The sequence below is a fragment of the Synechococcus sp. GFB01 genome, from assembly GCF_001039265.1.
In the GTDB taxonomy this organism is placed as follows: Bacteria; Cyanobacteriota; Cyanobacteriia; order PCC-6307; family Cyanobiaceae; genus NIES-981.
Window position 1 is genome coordinate 1 of record NZ_LFEK01000048.1, and the last position, 14707, is coordinate 14707.

13 protein-coding genes and 3 pseudogenes are annotated in these 14707 nt (G+C 72.4%); 8 read left to right on the forward strand and 8 right to left on the reverse strand.

Going from position 1 to position 14707, the window contains the following annotated elements; translation table 11 throughout:
- The coding region (locus tag SYNGFB01_RS07245) for a DUF1350 family protein (protein WP_048017526.1) at window positions 1-587 on the forward strand (587 nt) is incomplete at its 5' end.
- 8 nt (window positions 588-595) lie between these two features.
- On the opposite strand, the pseudogene acs reads toward SYNGFB01_RS07245, so the two are convergent.
- Window positions 596-2579, reverse strand: a pseudogene (acs, locus tag SYNGFB01_RS07250) (acetate--CoA ligase).
- A 91-nt stretch (window positions 2580-2670) separates the two neighbouring features.
- Here acs and SYNGFB01_RS07255 point away from each other — a divergent pair.
- Window positions 2671-3324: an HAD family phosphatase gene (locus tag SYNGFB01_RS07255; RefSeq protein ID WP_048017527.1), complete on the forward strand. Its 654-nt coding sequence runs from the start codon at window positions 2671-2673 to the stop codon at window positions 3322-3324.
- 13 nt (window positions 3325-3337) lie between these two features.
- On the opposite strand, the gene sds is transcribed toward SYNGFB01_RS07255, so the two are convergent.
- From sds to SYNGFB01_RS07280, 5 genes and pseudogenes are all read right to left on the reverse strand, one after another.
- Window positions 3338-4309 carry a solanesyl diphosphate synthase gene (sds, locus tag SYNGFB01_RS07260; protein WP_048017528.1) on the reverse strand — a complete coding sequence of 324 codons (972 nt, stop codon included), beginning with the start codon at window positions 4307-4309 and terminating at the stop codon, window positions 3338-3340.
- Between the two features lie 455 nt (window positions 4310-4764).
- Window positions 4765-5166, reverse strand: a complete 402-nt coding sequence (locus tag SYNGFB01_RS16350; RefSeq protein ID WP_369795510.1) for a glutamate racemase — start codon at window positions 5164-5166, stop codon at window positions 4765-4767.
- A pseudogene (locus SYNGFB01_RS07270) lies at window positions 5166-6262 on the reverse strand (N-acetylmuramoyl-L-alanine amidase). Before SYNGFB01_RS07270 ends, SYNGFB01_RS16350 begins: the two are co-directional and overlap by 1 nt.
- Window positions 6263-6267: 5 nt before the next feature.
- Window positions 6268-7085: pseudogene (locus tag SYNGFB01_RS07275) on the reverse strand (carbon-nitrogen hydrolase family protein).
- Between the two features lie 71 nt (window positions 7086-7156).
- The gene (locus SYNGFB01_RS07280) at window positions 7157-7912 is read right to left on the reverse strand and encodes a 2-phosphosulfolactate phosphatase family protein (RefSeq protein WP_048017529.1); all 756 of its coding nucleotides are present in this window, start codon (window positions 7910-7912) and stop codon (window positions 7157-7159) included.
- 53 nt (window positions 7913-7965) lie between these two features.
- Here SYNGFB01_RS07280 and SYNGFB01_RS07285 point away from each other — a divergent pair, with 53 nt between their 5' ends.
- The 3 genes from SYNGFB01_RS07285 (at window position 7966) to SYNGFB01_RS07295 (ending at window position 10872) form a co-directional block, all read left to right on the forward strand.
- The gene (locus SYNGFB01_RS07285; RefSeq protein WP_048017530.1) at window positions 7966-9546 is read left to right on the forward strand and encodes a UbiD family decarboxylase; all 1581 of its coding nucleotides are present in this window, start codon (window positions 7966-7968) and stop codon (window positions 9544-9546) included.
- 8 nt (window positions 9547-9554) lie between these two features.
- Window positions 9555-9995 carry an Rrf2 family transcriptional regulator gene (locus SYNGFB01_RS07290; RefSeq protein ID WP_048017531.1) on the forward strand — a complete coding sequence of 147 codons (441 nt, stop codon included), beginning with the start codon at window positions 9555-9557 and terminating at the stop codon, window positions 9993-9995.
- Between the two features lie 217 nt (window positions 9996-10212).
- The gene (locus SYNGFB01_RS07295) at window positions 10213-10872 is read left to right on the forward strand and encodes a peroxiredoxin-like family protein (RefSeq protein WP_048017535.1); all 660 of its coding nucleotides are present in this window, start codon (window positions 10213-10215) and stop codon (window positions 10870-10872) included.
- Here SYNGFB01_RS07295 and SYNGFB01_RS07300 read toward each other — a convergent pair.
- Window positions 10862-11308, reverse strand: coding sequence for a pyridoxamine 5'-phosphate oxidase (locus SYNGFB01_RS07300; protein ID WP_369795511.1), 447 nt, complete (start codon window positions 11306-11308; stop codon window positions 10862-10864). The genes SYNGFB01_RS07295 and SYNGFB01_RS07300 overlap by 11 nt on opposite strands.
- 166 nt (window positions 11309-11474) lie before the next feature.
- On the opposite strand from SYNGFB01_RS07300, the gene thiD reads away from it, so the two are divergent.
- Window positions 11475-12281 carry a bifunctional hydroxymethylpyrimidine kinase/phosphomethylpyrimidine kinase gene (thiD, locus tag SYNGFB01_RS07305; RefSeq protein ID WP_048017532.1) on the forward strand — a complete coding sequence of 269 codons (807 nt, stop codon included), beginning with the start codon at window positions 11475-11477 and terminating at the stop codon, window positions 12279-12281.
- Here thiD and SYNGFB01_RS07310 read toward each other — a convergent pair.
- Complete coding sequence (locus tag SYNGFB01_RS07310; protein ID WP_053068385.1) at window positions 12254-12652, reverse strand: hypothetical protein; 399 nt, start codon at window positions 12650-12652, stop codon at window positions 12254-12256. The genes thiD and SYNGFB01_RS07310 overlap by 28 nt on opposite strands.
- Before the next feature lie 78 nt (window positions 12653-12730).
- Between SYNGFB01_RS07310 and aroA the strand changes: the two genes are divergently transcribed.
- Window positions 12731-14056: a 3-phosphoshikimate 1-carboxyvinyltransferase gene (aroA, locus tag SYNGFB01_RS07315; RefSeq protein WP_048017533.1), complete on the forward strand. Its 1326-nt coding sequence runs from the start codon at window positions 12731-12733 to the stop codon at window positions 14054-14056.
- Window positions 14031-14707 (forward strand): tRNA (5-methylaminomethyl-2-thiouridine)(34)-methyltransferase MnmD (locus SYNGFB01_RS07320; RefSeq protein ID WP_048017534.1); only part of this gene is annotated, 677 nt, incomplete at its 3' end. The genes aroA and SYNGFB01_RS07320, both read left to right, overlap by 26 nt.

A 14707-nucleotide genomic window follows, 5' to 3' on the forward strand; every position in this document is an offset into this window, starting at 1 on the left:
ACCGCCGCCTGCTGGAAGCCCTGGCCGCCCGCGGCTGGCAGGTGCTGGCCTGGAGCTACGTGCCCGGATTCGATCACCAGGCCCAGGCCACCGAGGCCTGGCGCGCCTTCCGCGCCGCCAGTGCCGCGGCGCCCCAGCTGCGTCTGGGCCACAGCCTCGGCTGCAAGCTGCACCTCCTCGCCCCCGATGGCGGGCGCGGCTGCGACGGTCTGGTGGCCCTGAGCTTCAACAACTTCTCGGCCGAGCGCTCGGTGCCGCTGCTGGCCGAGCTGGGCCAGCAGTTCAGCTTCCGCAGCGAATTCAGCCCCTCCCCCCAGGAGACCCTGGAGCTGGTGGCGCGCAGCTACCGCCAGCCCCGCAACCTGCTGGTGCGCTTCGAGCGCGACGGCATCGACCAGAGCGCGCGGCTGCTGGGGGTGCTGCAGGCACGGCCGGGCGATGCCTCGGCGCTGATCGAGCTGCCGGGCGATCACCTGGCCCCGGCCAGCGGCGGCCTGCGCCGCCAGCTGCTGGGGGCCTGGGCCGATGATCCGCAGCGGCTGCGGCGGATCGAGCAGCTGGCCGAGCGGATCAGCGGCTGGGCGTAGCCGCGGCCTCAGACGCGCAGCTGATCGAGCACCGAGCGATCCTCCAGGGTGGAGGTGTCGCCGCTCACCTCCTCGCCGGCCGCCAGGGCCCGCAGGATGCGCCGCATGATCTTGCCGCTGCGGGTCTTGGGCAGGGCATCGGAGAAGCGGATCTCATCGGGCCTGGCGATCGGGCCGATCTCCTTGCCCACATGGCTGCGCAGCTCGGCGATGAGGCCATCGTCGCCGCTGCGGCCCGCCTCCAGGGTCACGAAGGCCACGATGCCCTCGCCCTTGAGCTCGTCGGGGCGGCCCACCACGGCGGCCTCGGCCACGGCCGGATGGCTCACCAGGGCGCTCTCGATCTCCATCGTGCCGAGGCGGTGGCCACTCACGTTGATCACGTCGTCAACGCGACCCATCACCCAGAAATAGCCGTCGGCGTCGCGCCGGGCGCCGTCGCCGGCGAAGTAGATCGGCGACCCGTCGGCCGGGCGGATCTCCTCCCAGTAGCTCCTGCGGAAGCGGTCCGGATCGCCGTGCACGGTGCGCATCATCCCCGGCCAGGGGCGCCTCACCACCAGGTAGCCGCCGGCATCGGCCGGCTGCGACACCCCGGCATGGTCGACCACGTCGGCTTCGATGCCGGGCAGCGGCAGGGTGCAGGAACCCGGCTTGGTGGGGATGGCGCCGGGCAGGGGGCTGATCATCACGCCGCCGGTCTCCGTCTGCCACCAGGTGTCCACCACCGGACAGCGATCACCGCCGATCACGTCGCGGTACCACATCCAGGCTTCTGGATTGATCGGCTCACCCACCGTGCCGAGAATCCGCAGCGAGCTCATGTCGTGCTGATCCGGCACCTCACGGCCGCTCTTCATGAAGGCGCGGATCGCCGTGGGCGCCGTGTAGAAGATCGTGCAGCGGTGCTTCTGGATCACCTCCCAGAAGGCACCGGGCTTGCCGGGCCGCGGCGCCCCCTCGTACATCACGGTGGTGGCGCCGTTGGAGAGCGGCCCGTACACGATGTAGCTGTGGCCCGTGATCCAGCCCACATCCGCCGTGCACCAGTGGATGTCGTCGTCGCGGATGTCGAAGATCCACTGGAAGGTGAGATGGGCCCAGAGGTTGTAGCCGGCGGTGGTGTGCACCACGCCCTTGGGCTTGCCGGTGGAGCCGGAGGTGTAAAGCACGAAGAGGCGGTCTTCGCTGGCCATCGGCTCGGCCGGGCACACCGCGCTCTGGCCCTCCACCAGCTCGTGCCACCACAGATCACGGCCGGCCTGCATGGCGCACTCGCCGCCGGCGCCGTCCAGCCGCCGCACCACCAGCACCGTCTCCACGCTGGGAGCTCCCCCATTGCCGGCGANGCGCCTCATCCACCGCCGGCTTGAGCGGCACCGGCTTGTCCTTGCGGAAGCCGCCATCGGCGGTGATCACCAGCTTGGCCTCGCCGTCGATCAGCCGGTCGCGCAGGGCGTCGGCCGAGAAGCCGCCGAACACCACCGAATGGGGGGCGCCGATGCGGGCGCAGGCCAGCATGGCGATCGCCGCCTCCGGCACCATCGGCATGTAGAGGGCCACCAGATCGCCCTTGCCGATGCCCAGCGCCTTGAGGGCGTTGGCGGCCTTGCACACCTCGGCATGCAGCTGGCGATAGGTGAAGCGGCGCGTGTCGCCGGGCTCCCCCTCCCAGATCAGCGCCGTCTTGTCGGCCCGGGGGCCCTCCAGGTGGCGATCGAGGCAGTTGAAGCTGAGGTTCGTGGTGCCGCCCTCGAACCAGCGGGCGAACGGCGGGTTGCTCCAGTCGAGCACCGTGTGGAAGGGCTCGAACCAGTGCAGCTCGCTGCGGGCCAGGTCGNCCCAGAAGCCGTCCGGGTCGGCCTCGGCCCGGGCACAGAGGGCGCGGTAGTCCTCCAGCGACCCGATCCGGGCCGTGGCGGCCAGCTCCGCGGGCGGCGCGAACAGGCGCTGCTCCTGCAGCACCGACTCGATCGTGGGAGCTTGGGTCATGGAGCCAGGGCGGCACGGCGCTGCGGTATTCAAGCGAGAAAACCGCCCCGGGGCCCGGCTGTAACGGAGCTCTGCTGCCGCAGGATGGCCCATGACCCCACCGGCCGCCTGTCTGTTCGATCTCGACGGCCTGCTGCTCGACACCGAGCCGCTGCATGCCCGGGCCTGGCAGGAGGCCGCGACCCGCTTCGGCCGGCCGCTCACGCCCGGCGAGCTGCTGCAGCTGCGCGGCCGCCGCCGGCTCGACTGCGCCCGCCAGGTGCTGCGCTGGATCGGCGAGGGGCCCACGATCGAGGAGCTGCTGGCGGTGCGCCAGCCGATCGCCGAGGCGCTGCTCGTGCAGGCGCCGCCGATGCCCGGGGCGGTGGAGCTGGTGAACCGCTGCCTGGCCCATGGCATCCCGATGGCCCTGGCCACCAGCAGCTCCCGGGAGGCTGTCGCCCACAAGGCCGCGCCCCATCCCTGGCTCGGCGTCATCGCCACCCGGGTGCATGGCGATGACCCTGAGCTGGGGGAGGGNAAACCCGCTCCGGACGTGTTCCTGCTGGCGGCCCGCCGGCTGGGGATGCCTCCAACCGACTGCTGGGCCTTCGAGGATTCGCCGGCCGGTGCCCAGGCCGCCCTCGCCGCCGGCTGCCAGGTGCATGTGGTTCACGCCGATTCCCTGAGCCCAGACGAGCGGGCGCGGCTGTATCCCGGCATCGAGCGATTTCTGCGCAGCCTCGCCGAGGTGCGGCTCAGCTGAGCAGCCGGACTGATCAGTAGAGCCGGCTGATCACGAAGTCGGGCAGGGCCCTCAGGGCGCTGCGGGGCTCGCTGGGCGGCAGCCACTCGATGGCTTCGGTTGCCTGGCGGGCAAAGCTCTCGGCCAGGGCACGGGAGCGGGGAATCGCCTCGCAGCCGCGCACCAGCTCGAGCGCCTGGTCGAGATCGCCCTCCTGGCTGAACTCCCGCTCGATCAGGCCGGCCAGGGCCGGACGCTCCTCGAGGGCATAGAGCACCGGAGCGGTGAGGTAGCCGCTGGCCAGATCGCTGGCGGCGGGTTTGCCGAGCTGCTGGTCGCTGCCGGTGAAATCGAGGATGTCGTCGACCACCTGGAAGGCCAGGCCCAGCTGGCGGCCGAAGCGGAACAGCTCATCGAGCCGGTTCTCGCGCAGGCCGCTGAGCACACCGGCGGCCCTGGCGCTGTTGGCGATCAGGGAGGCGGTCTTGCAGTAGCTCTTCTCGAGGTAGGTCTCGAAGCTCTGGCCGGTGTCGTAGCGGAACAGGCCCTGGCGCACCTCGCCGTCGGCCAGGTCCATGATCACGCGGCTGAGCAGCTTCACCACCTCGAGATCGTCGAGATTGGCGAGGTGCCAGCTGGCCTGGGCGAAGAGGAAATCGCCGGCCAGCACCGCCACCCGATGATTGAAGCGGCTATGCACGGTGGCCACGCCACGCCGGGTGGCTGCCTCGTCGACCACATCGTCGTGCACCAGCGAGGCGGTGTGGATCATCTCGGTGATCTCCGCCAGGCGCCGATGACGCGGCGTCAGCGCCCCGTCGGGGGAGATGGCGCGCGACAGCAGCAGCACGATGCCGGGCCGGATCCGCTTGCCGCCGGCAGCGAACAGATGTTCCGCCGCCGCCTGCAGGATCGGGTGACCGGCCCCGATCAGGTTGCGGAGATCCGCCAGCAGTGCATCGAGGTCGGCCTCGACGGGCTGGAGCAGCTCTGCAACCGTTGCCACATCACCTCCGTCGTGACGGGATCCTAGGAGGCGCGCATGCCCGACCGCAGGTCGACCTGCAGGTTCACCTCCTCCACGCGAGGGCATTGGCCGAGCAGGCGGTGGCCCCGGCGGCGAACGCCGCCGCCGAACCGGTGACGCACAACCGCAGGCGCTGATCCCGGGGCAGCACCGGATCACCCTGGCGTTCGCCCTCCGGCCGGTCGCCGAGGCTGCCGAGCAGGGGCCCAGTCGCTGCACCGTGGCCACGGCCGGGTCGACCAGCTGCACATGGGGCGGCAGCAGGCTGGCCAGCAGGGGCCGGAGCATCGGGTAGTGGGTGCAGGCCATCACCACGGTGTCGATCCCGCCCGCGAGCAGGGGCTCCAGGTAAGCGGCGGCCGCCTCACGCAGGGCCGGCGCCTCCAGATCGCCCGCCTCGATCAGCGGCACGAAGGCCGGGCAGCCCACCTCGATCACCCTGCCGCCGGCCGGGAGGCATGGATGGCGCGGCGGTAGGCCCCGCTGGCGGCCGTGGCCGGGGTCGCCAGCACCCCCACCCGGTCGCTGGCGATCTCCGAGGCCACGCTGTCGATCAGCCCCACCACCGGCACGCCCGCCTCGGCCACCGCCACATCCAGAGCCAGGGCGTTGGAGGTGTTGCAGGCCATCACCAGCACCCCCACTCCCTGCTGCCGCAGCCATCGCACCACCTCGGCGGCGATGGCCCGGATCTCGGCCACGCTGCGCTCGCCATAGGGAACCCGGGCCGTGTCGCCCAGATAGAGGCAGGGGGAGTGTGGATAGCGCTCCAGCACCTGGCGCAGCACGGTGAGCCCGCCGAGGCCGCTGTCGAACAGACCCACCAGATGGCTCATCACTGGCGCTGCAGGTACTGCAGCATCCCGGCCGCCAGGGCCAGGGCCATGCGGCGGCGGAAGTTGGCATCGGCCAGGCGCGGGGCATCGATGATCCCCGTCACGAAGCCCATCTCCACCAGGGCGGAGGGCATCACCGTGCGGCGGATCACGAAGAAGCGACCGGTGCGCACGCCGCGGTCGGGCGTGCCGGGCGAAATGGCCAGCATCTGCTGCTGCAGGGAGGCGGCCAGGTCGCGGGAGCGGCTGCTGCCTCCCTCGAAGTAGAAGGTCTCGATGCCGTTCACATCCGGGCGGGCCAGGCTCAGAGCGTTGGCATGCACACTCACGAAGGCGTCGGCGCCGTTGCTGTTGGCGAGCGACACCCGCGGCGGCAGGTCGACATCGACCTCACTGGTGCGGGTCATCAGGACCTGAACGCCGCGGGCCTGGAGGAGGCGGGCCATCTGCAGCGACACATCCAGAACCACATCGGTCTCGCGCAGGCCGCCGATCCCCACGCGCCCGGATCAGGCCCGCCATGCCCAGGATCGATCACCACCCGAAACCGCCCCCGCGGCACAACCGGCAGGCCATCGGCCGAGAGAGGGGCCGAGGCCGTGGGGAAGACGCTGATGGATCCCCGAGCGAACACCGGACCGCCATCCAGGTCGCCTTCGCCCAGGGCGAACCGCACGCCGCGGGGCAGCTCCTTGAAGTCCAGCTCCCAGCGGTCCCGGGCCGTGCCCACCAGCCTCAGCTGGGCGGGATCGAGCCGGACGCCGGGCCTGAATTCCACCACCAGGCGGGTGGTGGCTCCATCGGGTCGTCCGATGCGCACCTCGCTGATCGGACCGCTGCCGCGGATCGTGCGGGTCCGCGAGGGGCTCCCCGGCAGGTCGACCCACACCCGCGGACCGCGCAGGCGCGAACCGTCTTCATAGAAGGCCTGCAAGCGTGAATCGGGACTGGTGCGCAGCTGCAGCACCCCCTCGCGAGTGATGCGCCAGGCCGCCAGGGTGGAGGCGAGCGCCGGGAGCTCGGCCAGCAGCACGGCCGGAAGCACGGCGAGCAGCAGCAGGGCTCTGCTCGAAAAGCGGCGCCAGCGTGATGCCATCGCGGTCAGAAGAGCGCCGGGTGTCGATGCTGCAGGCTCGGCATCTGGGCCCGCACCCGCCTGCCATGATCGCGGTCGATCGGTGCCACCGCCAGCCCCGGCGCGGTGCCGGCATCGGCCAGCACGGTGCCCCAGGGATCGATCACCAGGGCATGGCCGTGACTCTGGCGGCGGCCGTAGTGCTGACCCGTCTGGGCGGGAGCCACCACGTAGGCGGTGTTCTCGATGGCGCGGGCCTGGAGGAGCACCTGCCAGTGGTCCTTGCCGGTGAAGGCGGTGAAGGCCGCCGGCACCATCAGCACATCGGCGCCGGCGCGGCCAGATGGCGGTAGAGCTCAGGGAAGCGCACGTCGTAACAGATCGAGAGACCGATCCGTCCCAGCCCGGGCACCTCCACCACCGGCGGCAGTTCCGAGCCGGGCCGCACCGTGGCCGACTCCTGATAGGTGTTGCCGTCCGGCAGATCCACATCGAAGAGGTGGATCTTGTCGTAGCGGGCCAGCAGCTGGCCTTCCGTGCCCACAAGCTCGGCGCGGTTGAAGGTCTGGCCCGGGCCTGCCGGCACGGGGAAGCCCCCGCCCAGCAGGGTCACCTGGTAGCGGCGGGCCATCGTGACCAGGAAGCGGCTGCAGCGCTCGGCCAGGGAGGGTGCCAGCGCCAGTCGCTGGGCGTCCTCCCCCATGAAGGCGAAATTCTCGGGAAGGCCCACCAGGTCGGCGCCGCGCCGGGCGGCCAGCTCGATCTGCTCCTCGGCAGCGGCCAGATTGGAGTCGGGATCCGGCGTGCTGGTGAGCTGCACCGCTGCCGCCAGAAAACTGCTCACCACCTGCCCCAGATCGACCGGCGAACTGTAGGGGAGTCGGCCGGGCGCGCCAGGGTGCCCGCGGCAGGCGCTCAGCTGGGCCGCAGCACCCCCGGCTCGGCCTGGAAGGGCACGATCTGGAGACTGTCGACGGCGGCGCAGCAGGCGAAGTCGGCGTCGTGATCCCCCAGGCCGATCAGCCGCTGGCCATGGCTGGCCGCCCGCAGGCAGGTCTCGGTGTCGTGATGCCACTGCTGCCAGAGGGCCAGGGCGGCGAGCATCTCGTCGTTGCCGAAACTCACGCCGATGTGGGGAGCCACGGCCATCTCGGTGGCGGCGGACGCCACGGCGCCGGCCGCCAGGCTGTCCTCCAGCGAGTAGGCCCCCTCCCAGCCGCTTCCCACGATCCACACGCGCTTGCAGTCGCGCTCCAGCAGCCGCCGGGCCACGGCGGTGCGGTTGGGCAGGCAGGCGGTGAGCAGCAGCGGCACCGGGCGCACCGCCGCCAGGGAGCGGGTGCCGTTGGTGGTGCTCATGAAGATGCGCTTGCCGCCCACCAGCTCCGGGGTCACCGCCAGCGGCGAGTTGCCCAGGTCGTAGCCCTCCACCCGCTGGCCGCCGCGCTCGCCGGCCCGCAGGCGCCTGGCCGGCGGCCAGGCCGCCGCCGCCGCCTCCAGCTCGGCCAGATCGGCGAAGGCCTGGATCGCCTCGGCACCGTTCTGCAGCGCCCAGGCGATGGTGGTGGTGGCCCGCAGCACATCGATCACCACCGCCGCGTCGGGACCGCCCTCGGCCACGGGAGGCAGCGGCGGCACGGATTCGGAGGTGTGGAAGTAGGAGATCTGCACGGCCGCGGCTGGCTGCTGAGGTGCGTCACAGTAGGCACCGCACGGCTGGCTGGATGGCAGGCAGGGACTTCAGCAACGCATCGCGGCGCGATCTGCGCGGCTTCCTGCAGCTGCTCGAGGCCCGCGGGCAGCTGCGCCGCATCAGCGCTCCGGTGGATGCCGACCTCGAACTGGCGGCGATCGCCGACCGGGTGCTGGCCGCCGGCGGACCCGCGCTGCTGTTCGAGAACGTGACCGGCTCGGCGATGCCGGTGGCGATCAACCTGCTCGGCACCCAGGAGCGGGTGCTCTGGAGCCTGGGCATGGAGCGGCCCGAGGAGCTCGAAGCGCTGGGCGAGCGGCTGGCCCTGCTGCAGCAGCCCCGTCCCCCCAAGGGAGCGCGGGAGGCGGTGCGCTTCGGCTCGGTGCTGCTGGATGTGCTGAAGGCCCGGCCCGATCTCGACCTCACCCCTCCCTGCCGTCAGCAGGTGTTCCGTGGTGAGGCGGTCAATCTCGATGCCCTGCCGCTGCTGCGCCCCTGGCCCGGTGACGGCGGCCGGATCATCACCCTCGGACTGGTGATCACCAGAGACCCCGAAACGGGCACCCCCAACGTGGGCGTGTACCGGCTGCAGCAGCAGTCGGTCAACACGATGACCGTGCACTGGCTGAGCGTGCGCGGCGGGGCGCGCCACCTGCGCAAGGCGGCGGCCCTGGGCAGGAAGCTCGAGATCGCCATCGCCATCGGTGTGCACCCCCTGCTGGTGATGGCGGCGGCCACGCCGATCCCGGTGCAGCTGAGCGAGTGGCTGTTCGCCGGCCTCTACGCCGGCGAGGGCGTGCGGCTGGCGAAGTGCAAGACCGTGAACCTGGAGGTGCCCAGCCACAGCGAAGTGGTGCTCGAGGGCACGATCACCCCCGGCGAGGAGCTCGCCGACGGGCCCTTCGGCGACCACATGGGCTTCTACGGCGGCGTGGAGGATTCGCCCCTGGTGCACATCCAGTGCGTAACCCAGCGCCGCGATCCGATCTACTTCACCACCTTCAGCGGCCGCCCGCCCAAGGAGGACGCGATGCTCGCCATCGCCCTCAACCGCATCTACACGCCCATCCTGCGCCAGCAGATCCCGGAGATCGTCGATTTCTTCCTGCCGATGGAGGGACTCAGCTACAAGCTGGCCGTGATCGCCATCGACAAGGCCTATCCGGGGCAGGCCAGGCGGGCGGCGATGGCCTTCTGGAGCGCCCTGCCCCAGTTCACCTACACCAAGTTCGTGGTGGTGGTCGACAAGGCGATCAACATCCGCGATCCGCGCCAGGTGATCTGGGCGATCAGCGCCCTGGTGGATCCGCAGCGGGATCTGTTCGTGCTCGAGAACACCCCCTTCGACACGCTCGATTTCGCCAGCGAGCGGCTGGGGCTGGGCGGCCGGCTGGCGATCGATGCCACCACCAAGCTCGGACCGGAGCGCAACCACCCCTGGGGCGAGCCGCTGCGGCGCCCCGCCGAGCTGGAGGCCCGCCTGGATGCGCGCTGGGCCGAGCTCGGCCTGGCCGACGTGGGCGGCCGCGAGCCCGATCCCGCCCTGTTCGGCTACACGCTCGAGCACGTGCTGGAGCGGCTGGCGAGCGGCGCGACGGCCCCGACGCGCTGAAGCGGGCCATGCTCTCCCGGCAGGCCAGCCATGCCCTCAAGGCCCTGCTGGAGCTGGCCGCCCATCCCCAGCGCCGCTGCTCCACCCACGAGCTGGCCAGGGCCCGGCAGCTGCCGGAGCCGATGCTGGAGCAGCTGCTGCTGAGGCTGCGCCGGGCCGGCCTGCTGGAGGCCCGCCGCGGCCGGCTGGGGGGGTACCGGCTCAGCCGGGCCGCCAGAGACATCTCCCTGGCGGCGGTGCTGGCGGCCCTGGGCGAGACACCGGCGGACCCGGCCGGCGATCCCCTCACCGCCGCCACCGCCGCCGATCAGGTGACCCACGCACTGCAGCAGCGCCTCGAGCGCGCCCGCCAGCGGGCGCTGGAGGAGCTCAGCCTCGAGGATCTGCTCTTCGATCTGCGCAGCGCCGAGGCCAGCCAGGGCGGCGAGGCCGGGCTGCTGCTGGGTTGAGCCGCCTGCCTGGAGCCGCCGGCTCGCCGGCTCATTCGCGCACGGCGTCGCAGACAGGCCAAGCTGCACGAGCTGGCGCCTCTGGTGCTCCTCGCCGCCGATGCCCAGCTCTCTCCGTTGCCTTGCTCTCCCCGCTTTCGTCTGAGAACCACCGGTGAACGCAGCCCACCAACGCGCCCCCCAGCCCCTGCTCGATCGCCTCGCCGGCGTGCCAGCGATGGGCGCGGGCCGGCGACGGCTGGTGGTGCTCCTGGGTCAGTTGGGCGACTTCGACAGCCTCGAGTACGCCCAGTCCCTGGCGGCGGCCCTGCCGCGGCTCGAGGCCGCCGGCATCGGCCTGCTGGCGATCGCGATCGGCACTGACACAGGCGCCGAGCGCTTCTGCCGCTACACCGGCCTGCCGCGCAGCTGCCTGCAGGTGGATGCCGCGCCCGAACTGCATCGCCAGCTGGGGCTCTACGCCGGCCTGCAGACACCGCTCGGGCCCTGGCCGGCGCTGCTGCTGATGTGCGCCGGCATCGGCTCGCCCGGCACCCTGGCGGAGGTGCTGCGCGGCTACAGCGGCGACCGCCAGGCACCGCCGCGGCTGGAGATGCCGCTCTTCAACCTGGTGGGACGCGGCTACCAGCGGCCCTTCGAGCTGGCCACGGTGCGTCTGCGCAACATGGTGGAGGTGCTGGGGCGCTGGCGGACCTATGTGCCCCGTGATGACCACCTCACCCAGCGCGGCGGCACCTTCATCCTCAATGCCGACGACACCCTGCTGTACAGCCACCGCGATGCGGGCATCCTCGGCTTCTCGGCCACCATGGCCCGGCCGCTGAGCTTTCTGGAGCCCTACCTCGGCACGTCGCAGGCCGGCCCGCTCAGGGATTGAGCGGTTCCTCCCGCCAGGCGCTGGCGGCGCGCCAGCGGCGGCGGCGGTGGGGCTGGCCACCCAGCTCCAGCAGCTCCACCTGGGCCAGGGCGATGCGCAGCAGCACGAACGCCTCAGGCATGGGGGACTCCGGCGGCAAGGCAGCCGGAAACGGCACCGAGGCCTCCAGGGGCTCCCCCGGCGGCGGCCAGCCCCACAGGGCCCGCCCCTCGGGCGTGAGTGCCAGCCAGTGGCGCTGGCGTTCGGCCCGCTTCTGCTCACAGGGCAGGTCGACCACCATCCCCCGCAGCCGTAACTGGCAGCGGGCCCGCGGCAGCAGCCAGCACAGCTCCAGCGCCGGCTGGGCCCGCAGCTCCGCCGCCTTGGCGCTGCGGCCGTCGGTGAGCAGATCCAGGGCAACCGGGCCGCCCCAGCCGCGAAACACCAGGGTGCGCACCGGGGCGTGCCATCGGCCGCCAGCGTGGCCAGCTGCAGCCAACGGGCCAGCGGCGAGCGTCCCTCCCGCTCGCGGCACCCCGCAGCAGCGGGCGCCAGGGCGGCAGGGGTTCAGCGGGGACCATGGCCCGATCGCGGCGGGGGCTGCTGGCAGGGATCATGGCCCCATGCCAACAGCCATCGCCCTCACCATCGGCGGCAGCGACTCCGGCGGTGGCGCCGGCATCCAGGCCGATCTCAAGACCTTCACGGCGCTGCGGGTGCATGGTTGCTCGGCACTCACCTGCATCACGGCCCAGAACACCACCGGCGTCAGCCGCGTGGATGCCCTGCCGCCCGAATCCCTCGGCGCCCAGATCGAAGCGGTGCTCAGCGACCTGCCGGTGGCGGCCCTCAAGACCGGCATGCTGCTCAACGCCGGCCTGATCGAGGCCACGGCCGCCGCCCTGGCCCCGATGGCGATCCCGCGGCTGATCGATCCGGTGATGGTGTCGCGGGCGGGGGCGGTGCTGCTGGAGCCAAACGCCATCGAGGCCTACCGGCTGCTGCTGCCCCTGGCCGAGCTGATCACCCCCAACCTCCACGAGGCGCAGCTGCTCAGCGGCCAGGCCATCACGACGGCCGCCGAGGTGGAACAGGCAGCCCAGCGGCTGCTGGAGCTGGGGCCGGCGGCGGTGCTGATCAAGGGCGGCGGCCGCCCGGAGCTGCGTGGCCGCGACTATCTGCTGCAGCGCGACGCCAGCGGCCGGTGGCTGCAGCACGCCGCCATCGACACGCCCCATACCCACGGCAGCGGCTGCACCCTCGGCGCCGCCATCACCGCCCAGCGGGCCCGGGGCCTGCCGCTGACGGAGGCCGTCATGGAAGCCAAGCGCTATGTGGAGGGCGCCCTGCGCAGCTCCCTGGCCATCGGCGCCGGCCAGGGGCCGCTCTGCCATTGGCACGGCTATGGCGCGGAAGGCTCACAGCCATAGGTCTGCACCCCGCCGCGCCGCTGCCTGAACTGCGGATGCTCGGGATCCACCGGGCTCCACCACCAGCGGCCGTCGGTGTAGCTGGGGGCGCCGGCGTTGTTGGTGCGCGGCAGCTGCAGTCGCTGGCCGCGCCAGGCCAGCACCACGTAGGCACCCGGTGGCGTGCCGGCAGCGGTGTTGGGGATGTCCGGGGCATCCACCGCGCCCGCAAACACCTGGACCTCCAGCGGCTCTCCCTCAAAGAGGTAGACATCGCGCAGCAGGGGCACGGGCCCGGAGGCCAGTGCCGGCGGCGCGGTCCAGGCCAGCGGCGGCAGCAGCAGCACAGCCGGCAGCAGGCAGCTCAGCAGCAGCGACACGAACCAGGCCATCGGCGGGAGCAGCGCCCGCAGAGGAGCGCCGGAGAGCAGGCTCCATAGGATCGCTCCACTCCCTGCCGCCCTGCCCCCTTGGCCGAGTCGCCAGCCAGCCCAGCGCCGCTCTCCCTCGCCGGCGGCGGCAGCCTCAACGGCTCGGTGCGGGTGCCTGGCGACAAGTCGATCTCCCACCGCGCCCTGCTGTTCGGCGCCATCGCCGAAGGCACGACCCGCATCGACGGGCTGCTGCCCGCCGAGGACCCGCTGAGCACGGCCGCCTGCCTGCGGGCCATGGGCGTCACGGTGTCGGCGATCCGGGCGGGGGAACCCGTAACGGTGCAGGGTGTGGGGCTCGACGGCTTCCAGGAGCCGTTCGACGTGCTCGACTGCGGCAACTCCGGCACCACGATGCGGCTGATGCTCGGCCTGCTGGCGGGGCGGGTGGGGCGCCACTTCGTGCTCAGCGGCGACAGCTCCCTGCGGGGCCGGCCGATGCGCCGCGTGGGAGGTCCGCTGGCCGAGATGGGGGCGGTGATCCATGGCCGCAAGAACGGCAACTTCGCGCCGCTGGCGGTGCTCGGTGCGCGGCTGCGCGGCACCACGATCCACACGCCGGTGGCCTCGGCCCAGGTGAAGAGCGCGATCCTGCTGGCGGGCCTCACCGCCGACGGGCCCACCACCGTGATCGAACCGGCCCAGAGCCGCGACCACAGCGAACGGATGCTGCGCGCCTTCGGCGCCGAGCTGGAGGTGAGCGGCCCCGGCAGCACCCAGGTCACGCTCACCCCGGGGCGGAGCCTGCGCGGCCAGGAGGTGGTGGTGCCGGGCGACATCAGCTCGGCCGCTTTCTGGCTGGTGGCCGGCGCCATCACCCCCGGAGCCCGGCTCACGGTGGAGAACGTGGGTCTCAACCCCAGCCGCACCGGCATCCTCGAGGTGCTCGGGCAGATGGGGGCGCGGATCGAGGTGCTCAACGCGCGCGATGTGGCCGGCGAGCCGGTGGGCGATCTACGCGTCAGCCACGGGCCCCTGCAGGCCTTCGAGATCGGCGGCGACCTGATCCCCCGCCTGGTGGATGAGATCCCGGTGCTGGCGGTGGCCGCCTGCTGCGCCGAGGGCGTCAGCCGCATCCGCGATGCCGCCGAGCTGCGGGTCAAGGAAACCGATCGCCTGGCGGTGATGGCCCGCCAGCTGGGGGCAATGGGCGCCCGCATCGAGGAGTTCGACGACGGCATGGCGGTCAGCGGCGTCACCGCCCTGCGAGGTGCCAGCGTCGACAGCGAGACCGACCACCGCGTGGCGATGAGCCTGGCGGTGGCGGCCGGCATCGCCAGCGGCAGCACAACCCTGCACCGGCCTGAGGCAGCCGCGGTGTCGTATCCGGATTTCTGGAATGACCTCCAGCGGCTGCGCGCCTGAGCAGCTGCCCGCCCGGATCGGCGCCGACGGCAGCTTCAGCCTGTTCAGCGAACGCTTCAGCGAAGGCTTCCACGGCCCGATCGGGGCCCTGCGGGAGGCCCGGGCCAAATTCGTGGAGCCGGCCCAGCTGGAGCGATTCCCTCCCGGCAGCCGGCTGCAGGTGGTGGATGTGGGCTTCGGCCTGGGCACCAACAGCACCGCCCTGCTGGAGGCCGCCGGCGCCCGGGGCCTCGGCCTGGCCGTGCACGGTCTGGAGCTCGATCCCGAGCCCCTGCGCCGCGCCCTGTCGGCGCCGGACTTCCGCCGCCAGTGGCAGCCGGCCAGCGTGGCGATGCTGGAGGCGCTGCTGGCGCATGGGCAGTGGCGCGGCGGCTCCAGCCGGGCGGAGCTGCTCTGGGGCGATGCCCGCCAGCGCGCCGGCGACCTGCTCGAGGCACGGCAGCTCGAGCGCGGCTGCGATCTGGTGCTGCTCGATGCCTTCTCCCCCCAGCGCTGCCCCGAGCTCTGGAGTCTCGAGTTCCTGAGCCTGCTGGCGCGGCTGCTGAAGCCTGGCGGCCGGCTGCTCACCTACTGCTGCGCCGCCGCCGTGCGCCGCAGCCTGAAGCTGGCGGGGCTGCAGCTGGCCTCGATCGCCGGCCCGCCACCGGCCTG

Excerpts from the sequence above, each read along its gene's own strand:
- SYNGFB01_RS16350 (WP_369795510.1), bottom strand. The coding sequence starts at position 5,166 with ATGAGCCATCTGGTGGGTCTGTTCGACAGCGGCCTCGGCGGGCTCACC.
- SYNGFB01_RS07285 (WP_048017530.1), top strand. The coding sequence starts at position 7,966 with ATGGCAGGCAGGGACTTCAGCAACGCATCGCGGCGCGATCTGCGCGGC.
- SYNGFB01_RS07290 (WP_048017531.1), top strand. The coding sequence starts at position 9,555 with ATGCTCTCCCGGCAGGCCAGCCATGCCCTCAAGGCCCTGCTGGAGCTG.
- SYNGFB01_RS07295 (WP_048017535.1), top strand. The coding sequence starts at position 10,213 with ATGGGCGCGGGCCGGCGACGGCTGGTGGTGCTCCTGGGTCAGTTGGGC.
- thiD (WP_048017532.1), top strand. The coding sequence starts at position 11,475 with ATGCCAACAGCCATCGCCCTCACCATCGGCGGCAGCGACTCCGGCGGT.
- SYNGFB01_RS07310 (WP_053068385.1), bottom strand. The coding sequence starts at position 12,652 with ATGGCCTGGTTCGTGTCGCTGCTGCTGAGCTGCCTGCTGCCGGCTGTG.